General features: G+C 38.2%; 10 protein-coding genes, 1 pseudogene and 2 riboswitches. Of the genes and pseudogenes, 8 read left to right on the top strand and 3 right to left on the bottom strand.

The genetic code is table 11. The features are described 5' to 3' along the window. Nucleotides 1–34: 34 nt before the first annotated feature. Nucleotides 35–1,420 (bottom strand): GDSL-type esterase/lipase family protein, encoded by a 1,386-nt coding sequence (locus AC6CHV_RS16780; protein ID WP_498079272.1) that lies wholly within the window; start codon nucleotides 1,418–1,420, stop codon nucleotides 35–37. Nucleotides 1,421–2,009: 589 nt separating this feature from the next. Here AC6CHV_RS16780 and AC6CHV_RS16775 point away from each other — a divergent pair. Together AC6CHV_RS16775 and AC6CHV_RS16770 are read left to right on the top strand one after the other, a co-directional pair. Next, nucleotides 2,010–5,123, top strand: coding sequence for a S8 family serine peptidase (locus AC6CHV_RS16775; RefSeq protein ID WP_498079271.1), 3,114 nt, complete (start codon nucleotides 2,010–2,012; stop codon nucleotides 5,121–5,123). A gap of 320 nt (nucleotides 5,124–5,443) precedes the next feature. Continuing rightward, nucleotides 5,444–8,464 (top strand): fibronectin type III domain-containing protein, encoded by a 3,021-nt coding sequence (locus tag AC6CHV_RS16770; RefSeq protein WP_498079270.1) that lies wholly within the window; start codon nucleotides 5,444–5,446, stop codon nucleotides 8,462–8,464. A gap of 93 nt (nucleotides 8,465–8,557) precedes the next feature. Here AC6CHV_RS16770 and AC6CHV_RS16765 read toward each other — a convergent pair whose 3' ends face one another. Next, nucleotides 8,558–9,127, bottom strand: coding sequence for a hypothetical protein (locus AC6CHV_RS16765; protein WP_440273050.1), 570 nt, complete (start codon nucleotides 9,125–9,127; stop codon nucleotides 8,558–8,560). Nucleotides 9,128–9,354: 227 nt separating this feature from the next. Next, nucleotides 9,355–9,440, top strand: a riboswitch (cyclic di-GMP riboswitch). A gap of 476 nt (nucleotides 9,441–9,916) precedes the next feature. Beyond that, nucleotides 9,917–10,003, top strand: a riboswitch (cyclic di-GMP riboswitch). A 53-nt stretch (nucleotides 10,004–10,056) separates the two neighbouring features. Here AC6CHV_RS16765 and AC6CHV_RS16760 point away from each other — a divergent pair. The 6 genes and pseudogenes from AC6CHV_RS16760 to AC6CHV_RS16735 form a co-directional block, all read left to right on the top strand. Continuing rightward, nucleotides 10,057–10,221: a hypothetical protein gene (locus AC6CHV_RS16760; RefSeq protein WP_440273049.1), complete on the top strand. Its 165-nt coding sequence runs from the start codon at nucleotides 10,057–10,059 to the stop codon at nucleotides 10,219–10,221. A 290-nt stretch (nucleotides 10,222–10,511) separates the two neighbouring features. Beyond that, on the top strand, nucleotides 10,512–12,104 hold the full coding sequence (locus tag AC6CHV_RS16755; RefSeq protein ID WP_341333153.1) for a transglycosylase domain-containing protein: 1,593 nt from the start codon (nucleotides 10,512–10,514) through the stop codon (nucleotides 12,102–12,104). A 39-nt stretch (nucleotides 12,105–12,143) separates the two neighbouring features. Then, nucleotides 12,144–14,351, top strand: coding sequence for an O-antigen ligase family protein (locus tag AC6CHV_RS16750; protein WP_341333152.1), 2,208 nt, complete (start codon nucleotides 12,144–12,146; stop codon nucleotides 14,349–14,351). 138 nt (nucleotides 14,352–14,489) lie between these two features. Further along, nucleotides 14,490–15,659 (top strand): LPxTATN C-terminal sorting signal domain, encoded by a 1,170-nt coding sequence (locus AC6CHV_RS16745; RefSeq protein ID WP_498079269.1) that lies wholly within the window; start codon nucleotides 14,490–14,492, stop codon nucleotides 15,657–15,659. An 89-nt stretch (nucleotides 15,660–15,748) separates the two neighbouring features. Next, nucleotides 15,749–16,312: a class D sortase, LPxTATN-specific gene (gene srtD / locus AC6CHV_RS16740; protein WP_341333150.1), complete on the top strand. Its 564-nt coding sequence runs from the start codon at nucleotides 15,749–15,751 to the stop codon at nucleotides 16,310–16,312. A gap of 193 nt (nucleotides 16,313–16,505) precedes the next feature. Next, a pseudogene (locus tag AC6CHV_RS16735) lies at nucleotides 16,506–16,859 on the top strand (GDP-mannose 4,6-dehydratase); the annotation flags it as partial. Between the two features lie 451 nt (nucleotides 16,860–17,310). On the opposite strand, the gene AC6CHV_RS16730 reads toward AC6CHV_RS16735, so the two are convergent. Further along, entirely contained in the window at nucleotides 17,311–17,886 is a 576-nt protein-coding gene (locus tag AC6CHV_RS16730) for a hypothetical protein (protein ID WP_341333149.1), read from the bottom strand. Nucleotides 17,887–18,409: the final 523 nt, after the last annotated feature.

The following is an 18,409-nucleotide window of genomic DNA, read 5'->3' as shown; positions in this document are numbered from 1 at the left end:
AAGCCTATCTTTCGATAGAAAGATAGGCTTTTTATTAAGCTGTTCTATTTCTTCTCACGTACACAAACAATAAGGCTGAGCCGAATAGAAGAGTTGCGATTCCAATCGCAAGCATATTATAGAGTGGACTTGCAGTGTTAGGTAGCTTTGGACCTGATTTTGTTTCTGTTTTTTCAGGTGTTACTTTTTGCTCATCCTTAACAGGCTCTTCTTTTTTAGGATCTTCCTTAGGGTCTTCTGCTGGTGGCTCCTCATTCACTGGAGGCTCTTCAACAGGAGGTTCCTCGACCGGCGGCTCCTCTACTGGAGGTTCTTCCACAGGCGGTTCTTCAACCGGTGGAACAATATTTTTCACCTCAATGGAAGCGACCTTCTCCTCACCATTTCCGCTCAACACATAAACTGTGTAGAATCCATTTTCAGTTACTTCAAACACTGGATTGTCTAACGCAATTTCATTACCTTCTGTTTCAAAATCCTCTACAGGCAATTCACCCGGAAGCCATTTTAACTCCAAGACTTCTTCGTGGTTTGTAGCAACATTTATTGTGACAGGGCCCTCAGTAGAATCCGTCGGTGTAGCAGTTAATAGGATTTCCAGTTCAGGAAGTTCTGGCGGCAACAATGAAAGTAATACTTGGTCCGCTAATGCAGCCAATGCCTTTTGGCCATCAACGGTAGGGTGTACATCAGGAAAAGGTAGAATGTAAGCAGCTTGTTTTCCATTATAAGCCGAATAAGCATCTACTAAAAACGTTCCAGGTACACTAGCTGCAACTGGTGCGATTACCTTTTGATTCACATTTGTGATAATCATTTCACCCATCGTATGTAAATTAGGCACGATTTGTTCGATATGTGCACCAAATGGGTTATAGGCGTTATAGAAGAGAATTGGTGCTTCTTGATTCACCCCACGAATGGCACCCATTATTTGTGCGAGATTACTAGCTAATTGAAGAGAAGCAGCTTCAATCTTTTTTGTAATTTCCGCTATTTTTTCTGGAGTTAACGATTGTCCTTCTTTAATGAGCGTCGAAACGTCGGCAGCCTGAAGTAAGTCATTGTTTCCGATATTTAGCGTAATGACATCAGCTTGGGCAATTGCTGGTAGATACGAAGGGTTGTTTTTGATCGCATCTAGCAATTGACCCGAAGTCCAACCAGGAAAACTCAAGTTTGTGACATCAAACCCACCATCTAGTATATAATTCGGGAATGCATGTGAGGATGGCTTTGATTTATCTGCATTCTCCCCCTCATAGAGATTCCATCCAAAGGTGATTGAATCACCGAGTGCTACTAGAGATGGCTTGTCCACCGGTACTTCGTCAGCAAACGCCATAGGTGCTACTACAGTTTGAAACAATAAAACGAGTAAAAATAAGATACTAAGTTTTTTCTTTTTAAAAAAATGCATCTAACGTCCTCCTTCTTTAGTAATAGAGTTATAGTCTTTTATAGTTTATTTGTAATTTTCAGAACCATCAATGTAAACCGTTCGCTAAATTCATACAAAATATTACAAAAAATTGTATTTTCTTTGTTGAAAATCGACGAAATTCAGTGGGACAAGGGACCTGTCCCTCCATCCCAGACATAGCGAGAATGAAATTCGAGCGGAGTATGGCATGTTTTAAAGGAAAGGGAAAGTAAGGTCTTGACCCTCCAGCCCCATTAATCTACTACCTGTACCCACAGCACTTCATCCCTTTACACTATTGCAGGGTCAAGGGACCTGTCCCTTTGACCCATTTGTTTATCCTTCTATTGAACTAATATGACAAATTACAACAAAACTCACGCTAGTTTTTGGCTGAATTTTCCTATGACTTTTAGCGCTAGTTCCATAAATAGTAATTTAGTATAGTTTGAATATCCCGAAAATTTTGTAATGTTTTGGGGTCGAAATTTCCGTGAGGGGGGACTATTTAGAAGATTTACTAGTCTTGGAATTTCATGGGACAAGATGGCAGGTCTAGTGTCCCGATTTAAAAGGGAGGATGAAAATGGGGAAGAGAATCACGGCATTATTACTAGTTTTACTATTAGCATTTAGCGGTAGCGCGTTTGCGGTTACGGGTGGCATTACGCCAGCTCAGCTAGATGCACAGAAACCAAAACAAGAAAACACCGATTTAAAAGCGACAAATCTACAAAACATCGATCCTGATCAAGAGGTTCGTGTCGTGGTAGAAATGGAAGGCGATGCCCCGGTTGAGGTAGCAACAAAACAGGGGAAAAAGTACGATAAGCTTTCAAAAGGTCAAAGAAAACAATTAGAGAAGGCTGCAAAAAACAAAAAAAAGACAGCTAAAGATAAAATCAAAGGGAAGAAAATCAACATTAAATATGAGCAAGAATTCGATGCGATTGTGAACGGATTCAGCGGTAAGGTAAAATATGCGGATATCGCTAAAATCGAAGAAGTTCCTGAAGTAAAAGAAGTTTACATCGCAACGGAATACAAAATTCCAAATGAAGAACCAGATATGAAATACAGTAAAGAGCTTGTTCAGGCTCAACAAGCGTGGAGAGACTACGGTTTCAAGGGAGAAGGTATGGTAGTCGGAATCATTGACTCTGGTATCGACCCTTCTCACAAAGACATGATCCTATCTGATAATTCAACAGCAAAACTTACCCAAGCTGAAGTCGGCAGCGACATCTCTGAATTCGATCTTCCAGGTAAGTATTGGAATGAAAAAGTTCCTTATGGTTGGAACTACATGGATGGCAATGATGATATCCTCGACGATGATGTCGACACTGGCATGCACGGAATGCACGTTGCTGGAACAGTAGCTGCTAACGGTGATGAAGAAAACGGCGGCATTAAAGGTGTAGCTCCAGAAGCACAATTACTTGCTCTGCGTGTATTTGGTGAAGGAGTGCCATCAACATATGGCGATATCTACATCAAGGCAATTGATGATGCACTTAAACTAGGTGCAGACGTTCTGAACATGAGTCTTGGATCGACAGCTGGATTCGTAGATTCAGATTCTCCTGAGCAACAAGCAGTTAAGCGTGCGGTTGACAATGGAGTGGTTGTGTCCATTTCAGCTGGTAACTCTGCGCTCTTTGCAGACGGATATTTTTATCCATATGCTTCAAATCCTGATTATGGGGTTGTAGGTTCACCAAGTGTTTCCTTTGATTCGATTTCAGTCGCATCTTTTGAAAATACATTCCTAACCACAGACCAAGCGACAGCTAAAATTGGTGAAGGTGACGCAGAACCGGTTGCGTTTTTATCTGCAGGCCAAACACCTCCTGAAGTTGGGACAAGCTTTGAATTAGTTCATGCAGGTATTGGAGCTCCTGAGGATTTCGAAGGTAAAGATGTAAACGGAAAATTTGCGTTAATCCAACGCGGCACTTTAGATTTCGTTACAAAAGCTCTAAACGCTCAACAGGCTGGAGCAGCAGGGGTTATCATCTACAACAACACGGATGGAACTGTAAATATGGCATCAGACCAGGCGATTACGATTCCACAATTATTTATGTTAAAAGCAGATGGAGACCGCTTTGCAGCAGCTCTTCAAGATGGACAAACTGTAGAAATCGCATTCAATGGTGAAAAAACGTCTCTACCAAATGTGGATTCTGGAAAAATGAGTGCGTTCACTTCTTGGGGTATTACACCAAACCTTGATTTCAAACCAGAAATCACAGCACCAGGTGGACAAATTTACTCAACGGCTGACCATAATGAATACCAAACGATGAGTGGTACATCAATGGCAGCACCGCATGTATCTGGCGGATCCGCACTAGTATTAGAACGTGTCGACCAGGAATTTGGTCTTCAAAATGCAGACAGATCTAAGTTTGCGAAAAAATTATTATTAAACACAGCGAAACCAGTTGAGTTTGATGGGGCACTTGTTTCTCCACGTCGTCAAGGTGCAGGTTTAATGCAACTTCATGCAGCATTATCAACTCCTGTAACGGTGACGGATTCTACAACAGGAGAAGCAAAGGTAGCACTTAAAGAAGTAAAAGGAAATACAGTTACATTCACACTAACAGCAGAAAATCACTCTGATGAAGCAGTTTCATATGAAGTAAGTGCAAATGCACAAACAGACACGCCTGTTAATGGAGGCGGTGTGTTAGTATCAGCACCTAACTTATTCGGATCTACGGATTTAGGAAATGTTGCAACAGTTAACGGTCAAGCTACAAGCACAATAGAAGTACCAGCAAACGGTACAAAAACATTTGATGTAACGATTGATGTGAGTGACGTAGATGCAGATTTAAAATCAATTTTTACAAATGGCTATTGGTTAGAAGGTTTTGTAAAATTAACGGACCCAACTGACACAAATCCAGAATTAGTTGTACCATATGTTGGCTTCAAAGGCGATTGGACAGCAGCACCAATCTTTGACACACCAACTTGGGATCCAATGTCATTCTACGGTACAACGGCTGTTATGACGCATACTGAAGGGACCACTTATAGTTATTTAGGTGTTGACCGTGTATCAGGTGAGCTTAACCCAGACCTTATCGCGATTTCTCCAAATGGTGACGGGACAAATGAAAGTGCAACTTATCTTTTATCCCTTATCCGTAACGCAAAGGACTTGAAGTTAAGTGTCGTAAATGAGGCAGGTCAAGTTGTAAAAGAAATTATCACGGAAGAGTTTGTTCGTAAAAACTACTATGATGGCGGGCGTGGAGCCATGTACTACCTCATCCCAGAGTGGACGTGGGATGGAACAATGACAAATGGCAATAAAGCGCCAGAAGGTCAATATTATTTAAAAGCAGAAGCAACGCTTGACTATGAAGGTGCCGAATCTCAATCTATGACATTACCAATTAAACTCGATCTAACAGGCCCTGAATTAGAAACAACATTAGAAGATGATAGCAAAACAATCACTGTAGATGTTGATGATAGCAATAGTGGCGTGGCTTACTGGTATGTTACAGTTGACGGAAAAGTAGCGGGTGAGTTTGAAAATGGTGAAACATCATTTGAACTGACAAAATGGTTAAGAGGTAAAAATCAAAAAGTATCAGTTGTTGCAGTCGACTACGCTGGAAACAAAACAACCAGCAACGTCCAAGCACACAACAAGCCACCAAAAGGCAACAAATAGGGACACAGGGACAGGTCCCTCGTCCCACCAATAAATTCCAGAAAAACTAGCAATCATATCATTGATTGCTAGTTTTTTTGTCTCTTAATCTGCTATAAAACTAGCAATGGCCTAGTTCCAAAAATTGCTATAACGCAATCCTTCCAGTTTAAGCGCAACACCAACTTTGGGTCACGGGGACAGGTCCCTTGTCCCAAATATTTCACCCGCCGAAATATGTTAAATATAGGAAAATTTATATATTATTTTCATAATTGCTAATATATAATAGTCTGGATGGTTTTCTATTATTATGGTAATTCCGGTAGGAGGAAGAAAGAATGCGTAATCGAAAATGGCTGCATGTAAGCATGGTCCTAGTATTACTGCTTTCGCTCGTGAGTCCATTGACCATCAGTAAGACTCATGCGCAAAACAAGCTAAGCCAAGTAAGTTTGACAGAAACAGAGAATGGCATTACGTTATCGTGGGAAGCATCACTCCCGCAAAATGAAGAAATCACAAGCTATCAACTTAGTAAAAATGGACAAGCAAACAAAATAGAGCCAACTGTCCAAAGTGTAAATGGAGACATCATACAGTATTCATATGAAGATACAGAAATTGAGCCAAACTCCACATATACATATGAAATCGCAGCAGTGACTTCTTCTGAAAATCTACTAACAAGTGAAAAAGTAGTGTTCAATTCTGGAGAACCTCAGCAAGAAAATGGCGAAAAAACGGAACAGGAAGAAGTAGGAGCACCGACTGAGGCAGCAGAAACGCCAGAAACTCAAGATTCAGTAAAAGCTTCAACTACTCCAGAAACACAGGAACTTGTTGAGCCAACAGACTCGCCTGCAGAGGAAGCTACAGAGGAACATGTGGTAACAAACATCAAAGTTTCCACTAATAATGGAAACATCCCATGGGGATTTGATTTCTCTATCATAGGAGTTAGTGAAAATGTAACAGACGTCGAATACTACGGTTACTTAGACGATGAGGGTTATTTTGTTGATTTTGACAAAGAGACTAAGAATCTAGAACTACCAATCGGAACCTATGAACTTAACACATACAATGGTTCAACGGACGAAGAGATCACAGCTGAATTCAAGGTGGAAAGTGAGCGCGACTACCTGACAAATCCAATTGAGATTCTTTTAGACGATGAAAAACTAATCATTAAAAAGGAATTGTACGTTGATGGCGTTACAGAAAAGTCCATTTCAATCTCTTGGGAAGAACCATGGGACGAGACGGATTTTGATAAATACCGAGTGTACCTCGATAACGAAGCAGTAGAAACGATTACAGATCCATATTCTACAACTTACACGTACACAGACCTTTTACAAGAAACTGCCTATCAATTAAAAGTTGAATTTTTCTACAAGGATGGCACCATTGAGACAATCGAAGCCGAAGCGACTACGACTGCACCACCTGCAGGAGAAAAGGTCACATTTAAAGATGAAAATCTAAAAACGGCCGTCGCGGATGCGTTAAAAATCTATCACCGTGACATCCATGTGGATGATATGGAAAGATTAATATCGCTTGATGCGAGCTATTTAGAAATCAATGACTTAACTGGACTTGAGTGGGCAACAAATCTTGTAGACCTTATGTTAAGCGGTAATGAAATCAAGGATATAGCACCAATTAAAAATCTGGAACAACTTGTGTACCTTGATTTAGATGTAAACCAGATTTCTAGTATTGAAATCCTAGCAAACTTGGAAAATCTCGATTCAGTTTACGTAGCATATAACGAACTAGAAGATATCAAAGTGTTGCTTGAATTACCGAATTTAACTTACGCAACTGTGTTTGGTAACCCAGATCTTGATTTTACAAAAGGATCTAAGGACATGGAAGTCATTAAAAAATTGTACATAAATGGCGTCTATATAGAGTGGAGCGACTTTGAGCACGAGATTCAAGTAACCGATGTAACGGAATCTACAGTTGAAGTGGAGTTCAACTTTTCAGAAGTAGTGGATAACATTACAAAATTCATTATCTATGTAAATGGTGATCAAGTTGGAGAAACACCTGTATCTAAGCCATTTTACAAGCTAACAGGTCTTGCACCTTTAACGGATCTTGATATCAGTGTTGAAGGAGTGGACGAGGACAGCTTTATATGGGGAAATGCTTATACGTATGTATCAACGCCACCGACTCCATCAGGCGACCCAGTTCAATTTGCTGACCCAGCTTTAGAAGAAGCGGTGAAAGATGCGTTACGCATTCATTCACGTGTTATCGTTGAAAGTGATTTAACCATTTTAACAAGTCTTGATGCATCAGACAGAGGCATCACTGACTTAACTGGGTTGGAACAAGCGGTACATCTTGAGGAATTGACATTAGATTCAAATGAGATCACAAACCTTGAGCCACTAAAGAGTCTAACGAATCTAGCCTATTTATCAGTAATCAACAATAACATCTCGGATATTACTCCTTTGAAAAATTTAACAAACATACAGATGCTGACCCTTGATTGGAATAATATTGAGGATGTTGGGGCTATATCAGGACTTACAAACCTATTATTTGTATCATTACAGAACAATAAAATAAAGGATATTTCCGCATTAGAAAACGTAAATATCGAGTACCTTAACCTGGGATACAATGAAATTACGGATATTTCTAGTCTACTAACATTACCGAATTTAGTGTTTGTACTAATCCTGAATAATGCACTTGATCTCACGCCGGGTTCTGAGACACTATCAATCATTAAAGAACTTAAGGAAAAAGAGGTACTTGTATTCTATGAATACGTCGATATTTCCATTGACCGAGTTTCAGATTCAGAAATCGAATTAAGCTGGAAGCCTGTCACAACCGATGATTTTGAAGACTTTACCTATATAGTTTTTGTGAATGGGGAAATGGTGGTAGAAGAAACAATGGATACAAGTTACCTATTAAGGGACCTTACGCCTGATACAGAATATACCATCGAAATCATGGGATATGACGAAAACAACGAGGAGCGCTTCATTCTTGGAACAACTCTAGTCACAACAGAAGCTGCGGTGGATAAGCCAGATGAAGAAACAGATCCTGAAGTTGGAGAAACACCTGAAGAACAACCAGGTGATGACCAAGATGAAGTAACAACCCCAGGTAAAAATAAAGAGAATGGCAACACACCAAAAGAAACAAACGATAAAAATCAAGACAAAAAGAACGACAACAAGAAAAACGATGACAAGAAGCTTCCAACAACAGCAACAAATAGCTACAACATACTACTAGTTGGTCTCCTTTTACTTGGAGCCGGAATCATCGCCTTTACTGCAACACGCAGAAAACAAGCGATAAAAAAACCATAAAAGCCCTTTGCGACCTCGCAAGGGGCTTTTTAATCAAACGGTGGGACATCGAACCTGTCCGCTAACCATCAAGTGTGAGTTTTGAATCCAACATTATTCCCCCGCCTTTTCACCATAAATAATCTGACCATCTCCGTCATAGACAGTAACGTCAACTGGCAATTGAACGTCATTCTTAAAAATCGCATACCAAACCCACAAGTTATCACGTACTAAAAAACGGTTTGGTTGGATGTTGCCTTCACTATTAATAACGATCGTCTTTGCACCATCCTCAGCAAATCCATAAATGATGGAAAAATCCTCTTGGACATGATTGTCAGCCCGCCAATTAATCGGACCTCTTTCAACTTTCTCTTCATTGAACTCCTGAAAGTCCATTATGGGGTAAATAAACTTCTTAAAATCAGTAAACTCTTGGTTAGTTAATACGGGAATGATACCAGAGCTACTTTCAATAAAAACTAGGTTTGACCGAGCATCAAACATAAGAATTCTTTGGCAGTCACCGAATTGTTCGGTTACCTTTTTACAAATGCTCTCTTCTAATGATGTTGTTGGAATTGCAAGGTGGGTAGGTTCACTTGAGCGGAATGTAAAAAAATAAAGAATGAAAAAGATACCTAAACAGGATATGGCGATAACAAATATTCTTTTGCCCATGTCAATTGCCTCTCCGTTCTTATATTTATGTAGTTTTATTATAAACCACCAGTTCCCTCCATTACGATCAAATTCACGACTAGTGGCAAGGTTTAATAGCTGCTAAATTTCGAGCGAAAACGACAAAAACCTACAATAAAATCATCTTTTGGATCTAAAATAGTCCTAAAGTCCCTTTTAATAGATTCGCAATCTAGTCTATAGTAATAATGAAGCATACATAAATCGTACGATAACGGCAAAATCATTGAAAGATGGTGACGCAAAACTAAAGGGGCTAAGGTCTTTTGGACTACGCCAGCCAGTTCCCGAACACGAAGCTCCGTCGATTTATGATTACAACAAATCGGAAGGAAAGATATGCATGAAAAGAGTCATTTATAAAGCGAGATACTTTTGGCACAGCATACAATTTAACAAGAATCGAGCACTATTAGAGGATTGCCTTTGTCAAGAATTGAAATCTAATATCGAATCAAAAATGCACTACCATGAGCGTGCGGCTATTAACTACATAGCCAAACTATAAAACCCCTATAAATGTAAACAACAAACCAAGGTCCCGATGATCTTGGTTTTTTTACGTTCTATAGAGTTTCAAGCAGGCCTCAACCCGCATTACCGCTCCTTCCTACCTCACCAAACCTCTGGGACACGGGACCTTTCCCTCTCCACGCTGGTTGGCCTCTGTCCCATACTACAAAAGCTGTATTTGCATTGAAAATAGAACTTAAGCCCCTTTGGCAGATGTACACTCTATTTTATAGTGGTGATAGGGCATACATAAATCGTACGAAACGGCAAAATCATTGAAAAGTGATGACGCAAAACTACAGGGGCTAACGTTTTTTTGGACTATGCCAGCCAGCTTCCCTTCCGAACACGACTCCGTTGATTTATGTGTACACAAATCGTAAGGGGAGATATGCATGAAAAAAATGATATACAAAACAAAGTATTATTGGCATACCTTTCAATTTAGCAAGAATCGAGCGTTATTGGAGGATTGCCTCTGTGAGAATCTCAAATCTACTATTGAAATGAAAATGTACTATCATAAGCGAGCAGCATTCAATTATATGGTAAAGCTATAAAACTCCTAACCAAAAAGGACCCAGGAAGAACATACTTCCTGGGTTTTTTGCGCGCTTTTGGGACACGGGACCTGTCCCTCTGTCCCTATCTCACAAAGGTCTGTTATGAGGATTATGGTAGTGAAGTATATGATAGTAAAAGGCTTGTCACATTTAACAAAAGAATAAAACATGTATGTTGTTAGTGAGAAAAAAGTACCAGAACTTTTTGTAAGAACTGGTACTTTTTTAACATTTCTTTGTCATTTTATTGTAGTATATTGTTAGATTTTGTTTTTTGGGGGGCAAAAATGAAAAAACATAAGCGATTATTACTAATTGCTGTTACAGGTAGTGTATTCGTATTCATCATATTTATATTCAATCAAGTCTTGGAGGTCAATGAAAATCTAAAAAGTCCAACAAGTACCATCCTTCTAGATAACAATGGTGAAGAAATAGTAGAGCAGAACAATACATGGATACGTTCTGAGGATGTACCGGAACTTATTACTACATATATGAAAAAAGAAAAGGATAACCTGGAGCAACTATTATATCCTACCCAAACGATAAAGAGACTACTAACAAGCGTAATCATGATTACATATTCGAAAGACGAAACATTCGAAGTCTACATAAACAAGGCCTACCTCGACAATGGAATAGTAGGTTTTGAAAATGCAGCAAATTATTATTTCGATAAAAGGTTAAAGGATACATCCGTTATGGAACAGATCTATCTCTTATACAAATCTAAAAATATTGAATCACAGAATATCCAGGTTGATTTAGAAAACATGATTACGACTCTAGTCAACGATAACTATATCGAAACAGACACCTATCAATCTGATATTCCAGAACTGTTAAAAGGTTTACACCATAAGAACACATTTGCTCAAACCTATGTGGATCTTGCATCCGATGAGTTAAGAGACATATTTGGCCAGGAGGAAAGTGAGATTTTCCGAAAAGGGTACATCATTACAACAAATCTTAATCGCGATCTTCAGCTTCACCTATATGATTCTTTTATGGATCAGAAAACATTCCCCGAAAATGAAAACACATTTGTAGAAGGCGGGATGGTCGTCCTTGAAAGTGAAACAGGGGAAGTAGCGGGTCTTATGGGTGGTCGTGAATATCAGTTGTCTACGTACAATCATTCAACTGATACAACTCGACAGCCTGCATCAACCTTTAAACCACTCATCGCTTATGGACCCGCGATTGAGCTAGGTTGGAAACCTGAAGACACGCTAGAGGATAAGCCGCTATCGTTTAATGGATATGAGCCAAAAAATCATGATGGTACATTTCACGGTGAAGTTTCACTCCACGAAAGTCTAGTTATGTCCTATAACGTTCCAACGGCGTGGTTACTGTATAAAATAGGGTTAGAAAATGGCCTAGCATACATCAATAAGTTTGATTTGTTTGAAATTGACCCGACTGACGAATATAAACTAGCCCTAGGATTTACAAGGGTAGGAACCTCTCCACTAGCGATTGCACAAGCATATACATCATTTGCTAATGAAGGTAAAATGGTGCACGCCCAAACCATACAACGTATTGAAACACAAAGTGGAAAAGTGAAATACAAAACAAATGTCAAGAAAACGAAAATTTTCGAGAAAGAAACAGCTGATACAATGACCTCTTTGTTACAGGATGTCGTGCAGGAGGGTACAGCTGATAATGCCCAAATTTCAGGCCAACAGATTGCTGGAAAAACAGGAACGACTTCTTTTGATGGCTGGTTTGTTGGATATAACGAAAAATATGTGGGAGCAGTCTGGATGGGTCCAGATGAAGTCGTGCCAGAAAATAGAATGTGGTTTGGATCGTCTCCATCAAGTTTGTTTAAACGTATTTTTCAAGATTTAGGAGAAAAATGAAACTGAACTTCTATGTAAGTTGTAACGGAGGATTTATTTATGAGATGGTTTACCTTTGTCATATTGGCATTATTATTCATTCTTACTCCCTATCAGAAGGGTTTGTATTTTGCCAAAGACTTTTATCCAATCAGTATATTCGTGTTAACTCTATTTCTTGTGCTTTTCCTTAGATGGATTCTTTATAAGGAAGTAGCGCAATTAAATTACGTAATCATAATTCTATTATTACCTTTATGTTACTTACTCCCTCTATTTTTTGCAGAGAGTCCAAGAGGTGCTTGGGATTCCATGATCAGATGGACAACCTATACAGCCTTTTTCCTTGGTCTCTATTGGGCAACATTGAGCCATGAAATCAAAAAGTGGATGCCAATCATCTTTAGTTTCACGGGATTGTGGATTTCATTCCATATGCTTTTTATCGACTCTGGGTGGATGTCATTCAAGAATAGTTTTATAGCGGGTCGTTCTTCGGGAGTTTTTCAATATCCAAATACATTTTCAATGGTATTGGGGGTCTTTTTCCTCTTTTCACTTGTAATGCTGACAAAGCGGAAACTTCCTTACAAATACATTGTCTTCTATTCCATACCATTGGTTCCGCATCTTTTGAATGTTCTTTTGTCAGAATCAAGAGGGATGCTACTAGTTCTTCCATTTGTTATATTTTTAGGTTTATGGCTACTATCAATAAAACAACAAGTAATTTATCTAGCAATTTCAATCATTTCTTCACTTTCGGCAATTTTAGCATATAGAATCATGACAGGTAAAGAGTCAGTCCCCCTTAGTGTTTGGGCGATTCTACTACTATCACCAGCAATTACTTTCCTTGTGGTATATCTACTAGATAAGGCTTTAGAAAGGAAAGAAGTAAAACCAGTCTTTCGCTTTATCGTTCCAGCACTCATTCTAGTCATCGGAATTGCTGGGGTTCTGGATATAAAAAATGATGGTCTTGTTTATCAGGCTTTGCCTGGAGAACTTCAGGATAGAGTGGACAATATTAACTTAACGACAGCGTCTGCCGCAGAAAGATTAAACTTTTTAGAGGATGCGGTGACGATGAGTAAAAGTTCCCCCGTTATTGGGCTAGGTGGGGAGGCTTGGGGTGCTGTTTATAGACAATATCAACAAACCCCCTATTTGTCGAATAAGGCACATAATGGGTTTGCAGAATGGCTAATAGATACGGGCTGGCTCGGCTTACTACTTTTTATTGCTGTTTTTGGTTATTTTCTAGTAAATATATTCCGGTCCATATTGAGAGAAAAAGATAATCCAATCTATATCGCTGTTTTGCTTTCTATTCTTACTATTTTTGTTCATAGTTTTATAGATTTTAACTTTTCCTACGGGACAGTTTGGTTACTTGTCTTTTGGTTACTCATTATGGCAACTTCCACACAAGTAACGGAGGAAATAAAGGTACCAAAAAGACTTTCTATAATATGTGTCTCTCTGTTTACCTTTGTTGTAGCGGTATGCTTAGTGTTCACGTTCCAATTTATGCAGGCTTCACAAGACTTTGAGCAGTCGAAACTGACAAAGACTCTCGATGCAAAACAAGTGCTGTTGGAGAACGCGGTACGTAAGCATCCACAAAATACGAAATATCTATTCGATCTTAGTGATGTCTATATTCAATCACTTAAGTCGAAGGGGTCGGAAGTAGAGATAGTGGAAAAGCTAAAGGCCCTTCTTGAGAGGATGGTAATCTTAGAACCAAATAACTCAAGTGTGCTAGTCAAAGCCGCGACTACATATAACAGGCTTGGGGACTTTGATAAAGCGATTGCCTATTATGATGCAGCATTAGCAGTTGATCGATATAATACGAAGCTATATGAATTAAGCATGTCCGCGAAGATAAATCAGGCAATCAAAACGAATAATCCAAGCTTAGTAGAATCTGCACTTCATGATTATGAAGTGATGAAACACGAGCATCAGCTAATCGTTGAAAGTTCCTTGCCTGCAGCCTTTAATAGCCGCAAGTTTGGTTTAACACCTGCGGTGCATTATCAAGCGAGCCTAGCACACTTCAAAAATGAAAATTATAAGGAAATAATAGATATCTATAATGAAATCGAAGAAAACTCTCTTAATCTAGCGGCAATAACTGCCCTAGCCTATTATCGAATCGGTGAAATAGATAAGGCTAAAGAACTAGAGAGAACCCGAGATTCAGCAAAAATCGACAAAGAAATCCAACTTTTGATTCAGAAATTTACAGGAAATTGATGTAAAATATGGACAAATAGTAAAAAAGTAGTATATATTAGTAAATGTTGGGATAATTGGTATTTCCAAATAGTTTAATAGAAGGAGGTGTGGAAAGTCTCGTACTATAACATGTATTGTTTATAGGGGGAAATGGAAATGAAGAAAAAGCTATCATTTATTAGTGGTTTAACAGCATTTAGTTTAATAGTTGCACCTTTTGCAACTAGTACATTTGCAGCTGAACATGAAGATAATTCAACAGTTGTAAATAATGTATACGAAGTACCAGCTGATGTGTACGGCGTGAGAGACGTTGTATATGGTGGTGACGTAACAGATGAAGTATACTATGGTGATGTAACTGACAACGTATACGGCGAAGAAGTAACAGACAATGTGTACGGGGAAGACGTTACTGACAACGTATATGGAGATGGAGTAACAGAAGATGTATACGAAGAAGTAACAGACGATGTGTATGGAGAAGATGTAACAGATAACGTATATGAAGAAGTAACAGATGATGTCTATGGCGACAATGTTACTGACGATGTATACGGTGAAGAAGTAACAACAGACGTTTATAATGCAGAAGCTGTCTTACAGACAAATGACAAAGGTGAGCTTGTACTTGATTATTCCGCACACACTGCTGTTAACGTAACTGTAACAAAAGAAAGCATTGAGCAATTATTACAAGAAAGTCCTAACACAAAATCGATTACACTTAACATTGGTGGAGCAGTAGAGGTTCAATTACCTGTTGCACTTGCTATGCAAGGTTTAGAATTAAATGCAGAACCTAGAAATGTAAAAGGTGCTGTGTCAGTTGTTTATGATTTTACGTTAGTGAATCTAGAAACTGGGAAAAATATTGATTTCAAAAATAATCCTATTACCTTAACGTTCCCTATTACTGGAAAAGTGAATAACTGGAATGACTTAAGTGTTTACTTTGTTAAAGAAGGTAAATTAGTAGAAGAAGCTTATAATGTAAAGATTAATAAAGCGACTAAAGAAGTTACTGCTCAAGTTGTTCACTTCAGTGAATATGGAGTATTTGAGGTTGCTTCTGCTCCAGCTGATACAGACGAGTCTTCAGATGACAAATCTACAGCTGGAACAAAAGACAATACATCTACTACAACTAACGATTCAAATAAAGGGTCAGTAGATAATACTTCTGATAGTAACACAAACAAAACGACTGAAGGTCACAAGCTTCCAGTAACTGCAACTAATAGCTATAACCTATTAGCATTTGGTTTACTGATTGTTGCAATTGGTGGAGTTCTACTTTTCGTAAGAAACCGTAGAATGGCTTAATGACATATCTATAATAGAAAGAACAAGGGGATCTACTTGGTATTCAAGTGGATCCTTTTTCCTAAATAAAAGGTACATGGAGGAGTGGGATGGGAAAATACCTCATTTACCTCATATTAGCGATTGGCATCGGTGTAATTGGATATGCATCATGGGAAATCATGCACTCCAAGGCAGAAGCGAATGAAACATATGAGGAGGCAAAAAAGGTCATAGAGGAACCTGTAATAGAAAAAAAGAGAGAAAGGTTTGTTCCTGAACAGGGGGAAGTTGTTGGTCTCTTAACCATACCAAAAATAGATGCGGATTTAGCGATCATAGAAGGCACAGACCCAGATGAATTAGGGAAAGGGGTAGGACATTACAAAGGGGCCTATTACCCTGATGAAAATGGACAAATTGTATTATCAGGCCATCGTGACACAGTATTTAAGCATATTGGAGAACTAGAAATTGGCGATGAAATGAAAGTCGAAGTCCCATATGGTGATTATTCCTATAAAATCAAGCATACCGAAATTGTCGATGCAAATGATATGACAATCATTACACTTCAAAACGATGAGGAAGAACTAATCGTGACGACTTGTTATCCATTTGGCTATATTGGTGATGCGCCTTATCGATATATCATCTACGCAGAAAGAATGTAATTTCTACATGAATATCGGAATTTAAAATAAAGCCCCTCAAAAAGTGAGGGGTCAACTCATTCAAACTTCTGAAAATATCCACATCCACTGCACGCTCTTCAAATCTGTTGCTTCGTAGTAGGGTTTATGTAGTAGACTTCATCATGTCCGCAAACGGAACATTCCATATCATGTAAAACTTCACGGGGACCAAAGATTATTTGGGAATGATTATTCAACAGTAGATGGCACAGGGGTAAGAGATTATATACATGTACTAGATCTTGCTGAGGGCCATGTTACTGCTCTGGAAAATCTAACAGAAGGTGTTCATGTATATAACTTGGGAACCGGAAAAGGTACTAGTGTACTAGAATTAGTGAAAGCTTTTGAAGAAGCTAATGGTATTGAGTTTCTCTATGAAATTGTGGAACGGAGACCTGGAGATATAGATAAGTGTTATGCAGATGCTTCGAAAGCAAAGCGAGAACTAGGCTGGGAAGCTAATCGTGACCTTATTGCAATGTGCAGGGTTGCTTGGCGGTTTGAGAATAATTATAAGGAATAAAAAGTATTCTTTACAATTTAGATATTGCTGTATTTAAGTCAGTTAAAACTAATGGATGTGGAACTTTGCATAAAGGATTGCAGGGTACCACTTTTTTTGAAAAAACATTAAATTTTGGAGAGCAAATTTAATATATAGTTCTATTAATAGAAGGGGAGATGTTAAATTTTTATTAGGGAAAAACATCACCATCTAAAATCATTTAAACATCAAAAACAAAGTTGTTTTTTAAAACACTTTTTACCTTCTATGAATCTTAGACAGACTAATTAAATATCTGTACTAAACCTTTAGAATAGTAATAATTACCTTCATAAACGAAGTTAGAATTATAGTGATAGCTGATATCTTCAATATCCGTCTGAAGTAAATTGTACTAAACTAATTTAAATATCAAAAGGAAGAGAAAGTTCTCTTCCTTTTATTAAAGGAGAGGGTACGCTTAATAAAGTTATGAACAGTCTTGTTGGCCTATTTTAGCGATCAATTCATCAGCTAAATCCAACATTTCTTTGAATTTGCTTCGCCCTTTCGTCTTCACGTTTTCATCATTACAGTATTTTGTCCAAAGCTCATTGTTCAGTATTACTGAAGTAGTATCAGCTGGTGATACAAACGGCAGTGAACTAAAGCCTGGTTCAAGTTTGAATTGCCATTTAGGATTATTCTTGTCACCAAAATAGTAGAAAAACGTGAAGTTGAAATAATGCGCTAAATACATGTGGTTGGCAAGTTGAAAACGGTTCAAACAACCGAAGTGCTTTTTGTGTTCTTGCCCTAGTGCTTGACCTAAATAAAGTCCCTGAGCATCCATGTCCCCTAAAGGAATCGGAAGCCCTTTACCCATTTTTTTTAGACACCACATATTTTTCATAGCCTCTAAGGGTGAGCCCAAACCAATAGGAATGTCAGCAGCATAATCAACAAGAATGTTCTTTAATCTAAGCGATTCCAGTAAGTTAGAGAAGTCTTTCGTTTTTTTCACCATTAAGACTACGTACTCTTCTTTTTGTTTTCTATTCATCATAATCATCCTCCAAAAGATTGTTTTCGGAGCAATGCTTTTGGAAGTGATAAAACAGTGAATAAAGAAAAATACCCGCTCCTCTTATTACATTTTTTTACAAAAAATGATAATTGTATACATGGAGAGTACTGCAAACAAAACATAAAGTCGATATTTGTTAGAAATTTAATAGTCTACTTGCAACAAAAGGTTCATATCGTTTAGTAATCGGAGCAATGCTTTTTGGTAATTGGGTAACCAAGTAGGAGAATAATAAGAAGTAAGTTTTATTATGTAAAAATAAGAACGAGGAACAATGGTGTACAAGTGGAGAGAATGAAGAGTGCCATAACCAAAAGGTTATGGTTCTTTTGTTGCGAATAAAAATAGCGAGAAGTGACCCATACAAAGTAAAAAAAATAATATGTAAATAATAATCACTTGTAACCGATACACAAGGAACAATCTCCAGAGAAATCGGTCCATCTTTAATATACCTATGGTTAAATTTGAACAATATAATACGTGATTTGTGTATTATTTT

It is taken from the genome of Ferdinandcohnia sp. GQ5 (assembly GCF_059759275.1).
This window is presented reverse-complemented; position numbering and strand designations above follow the sequence as displayed.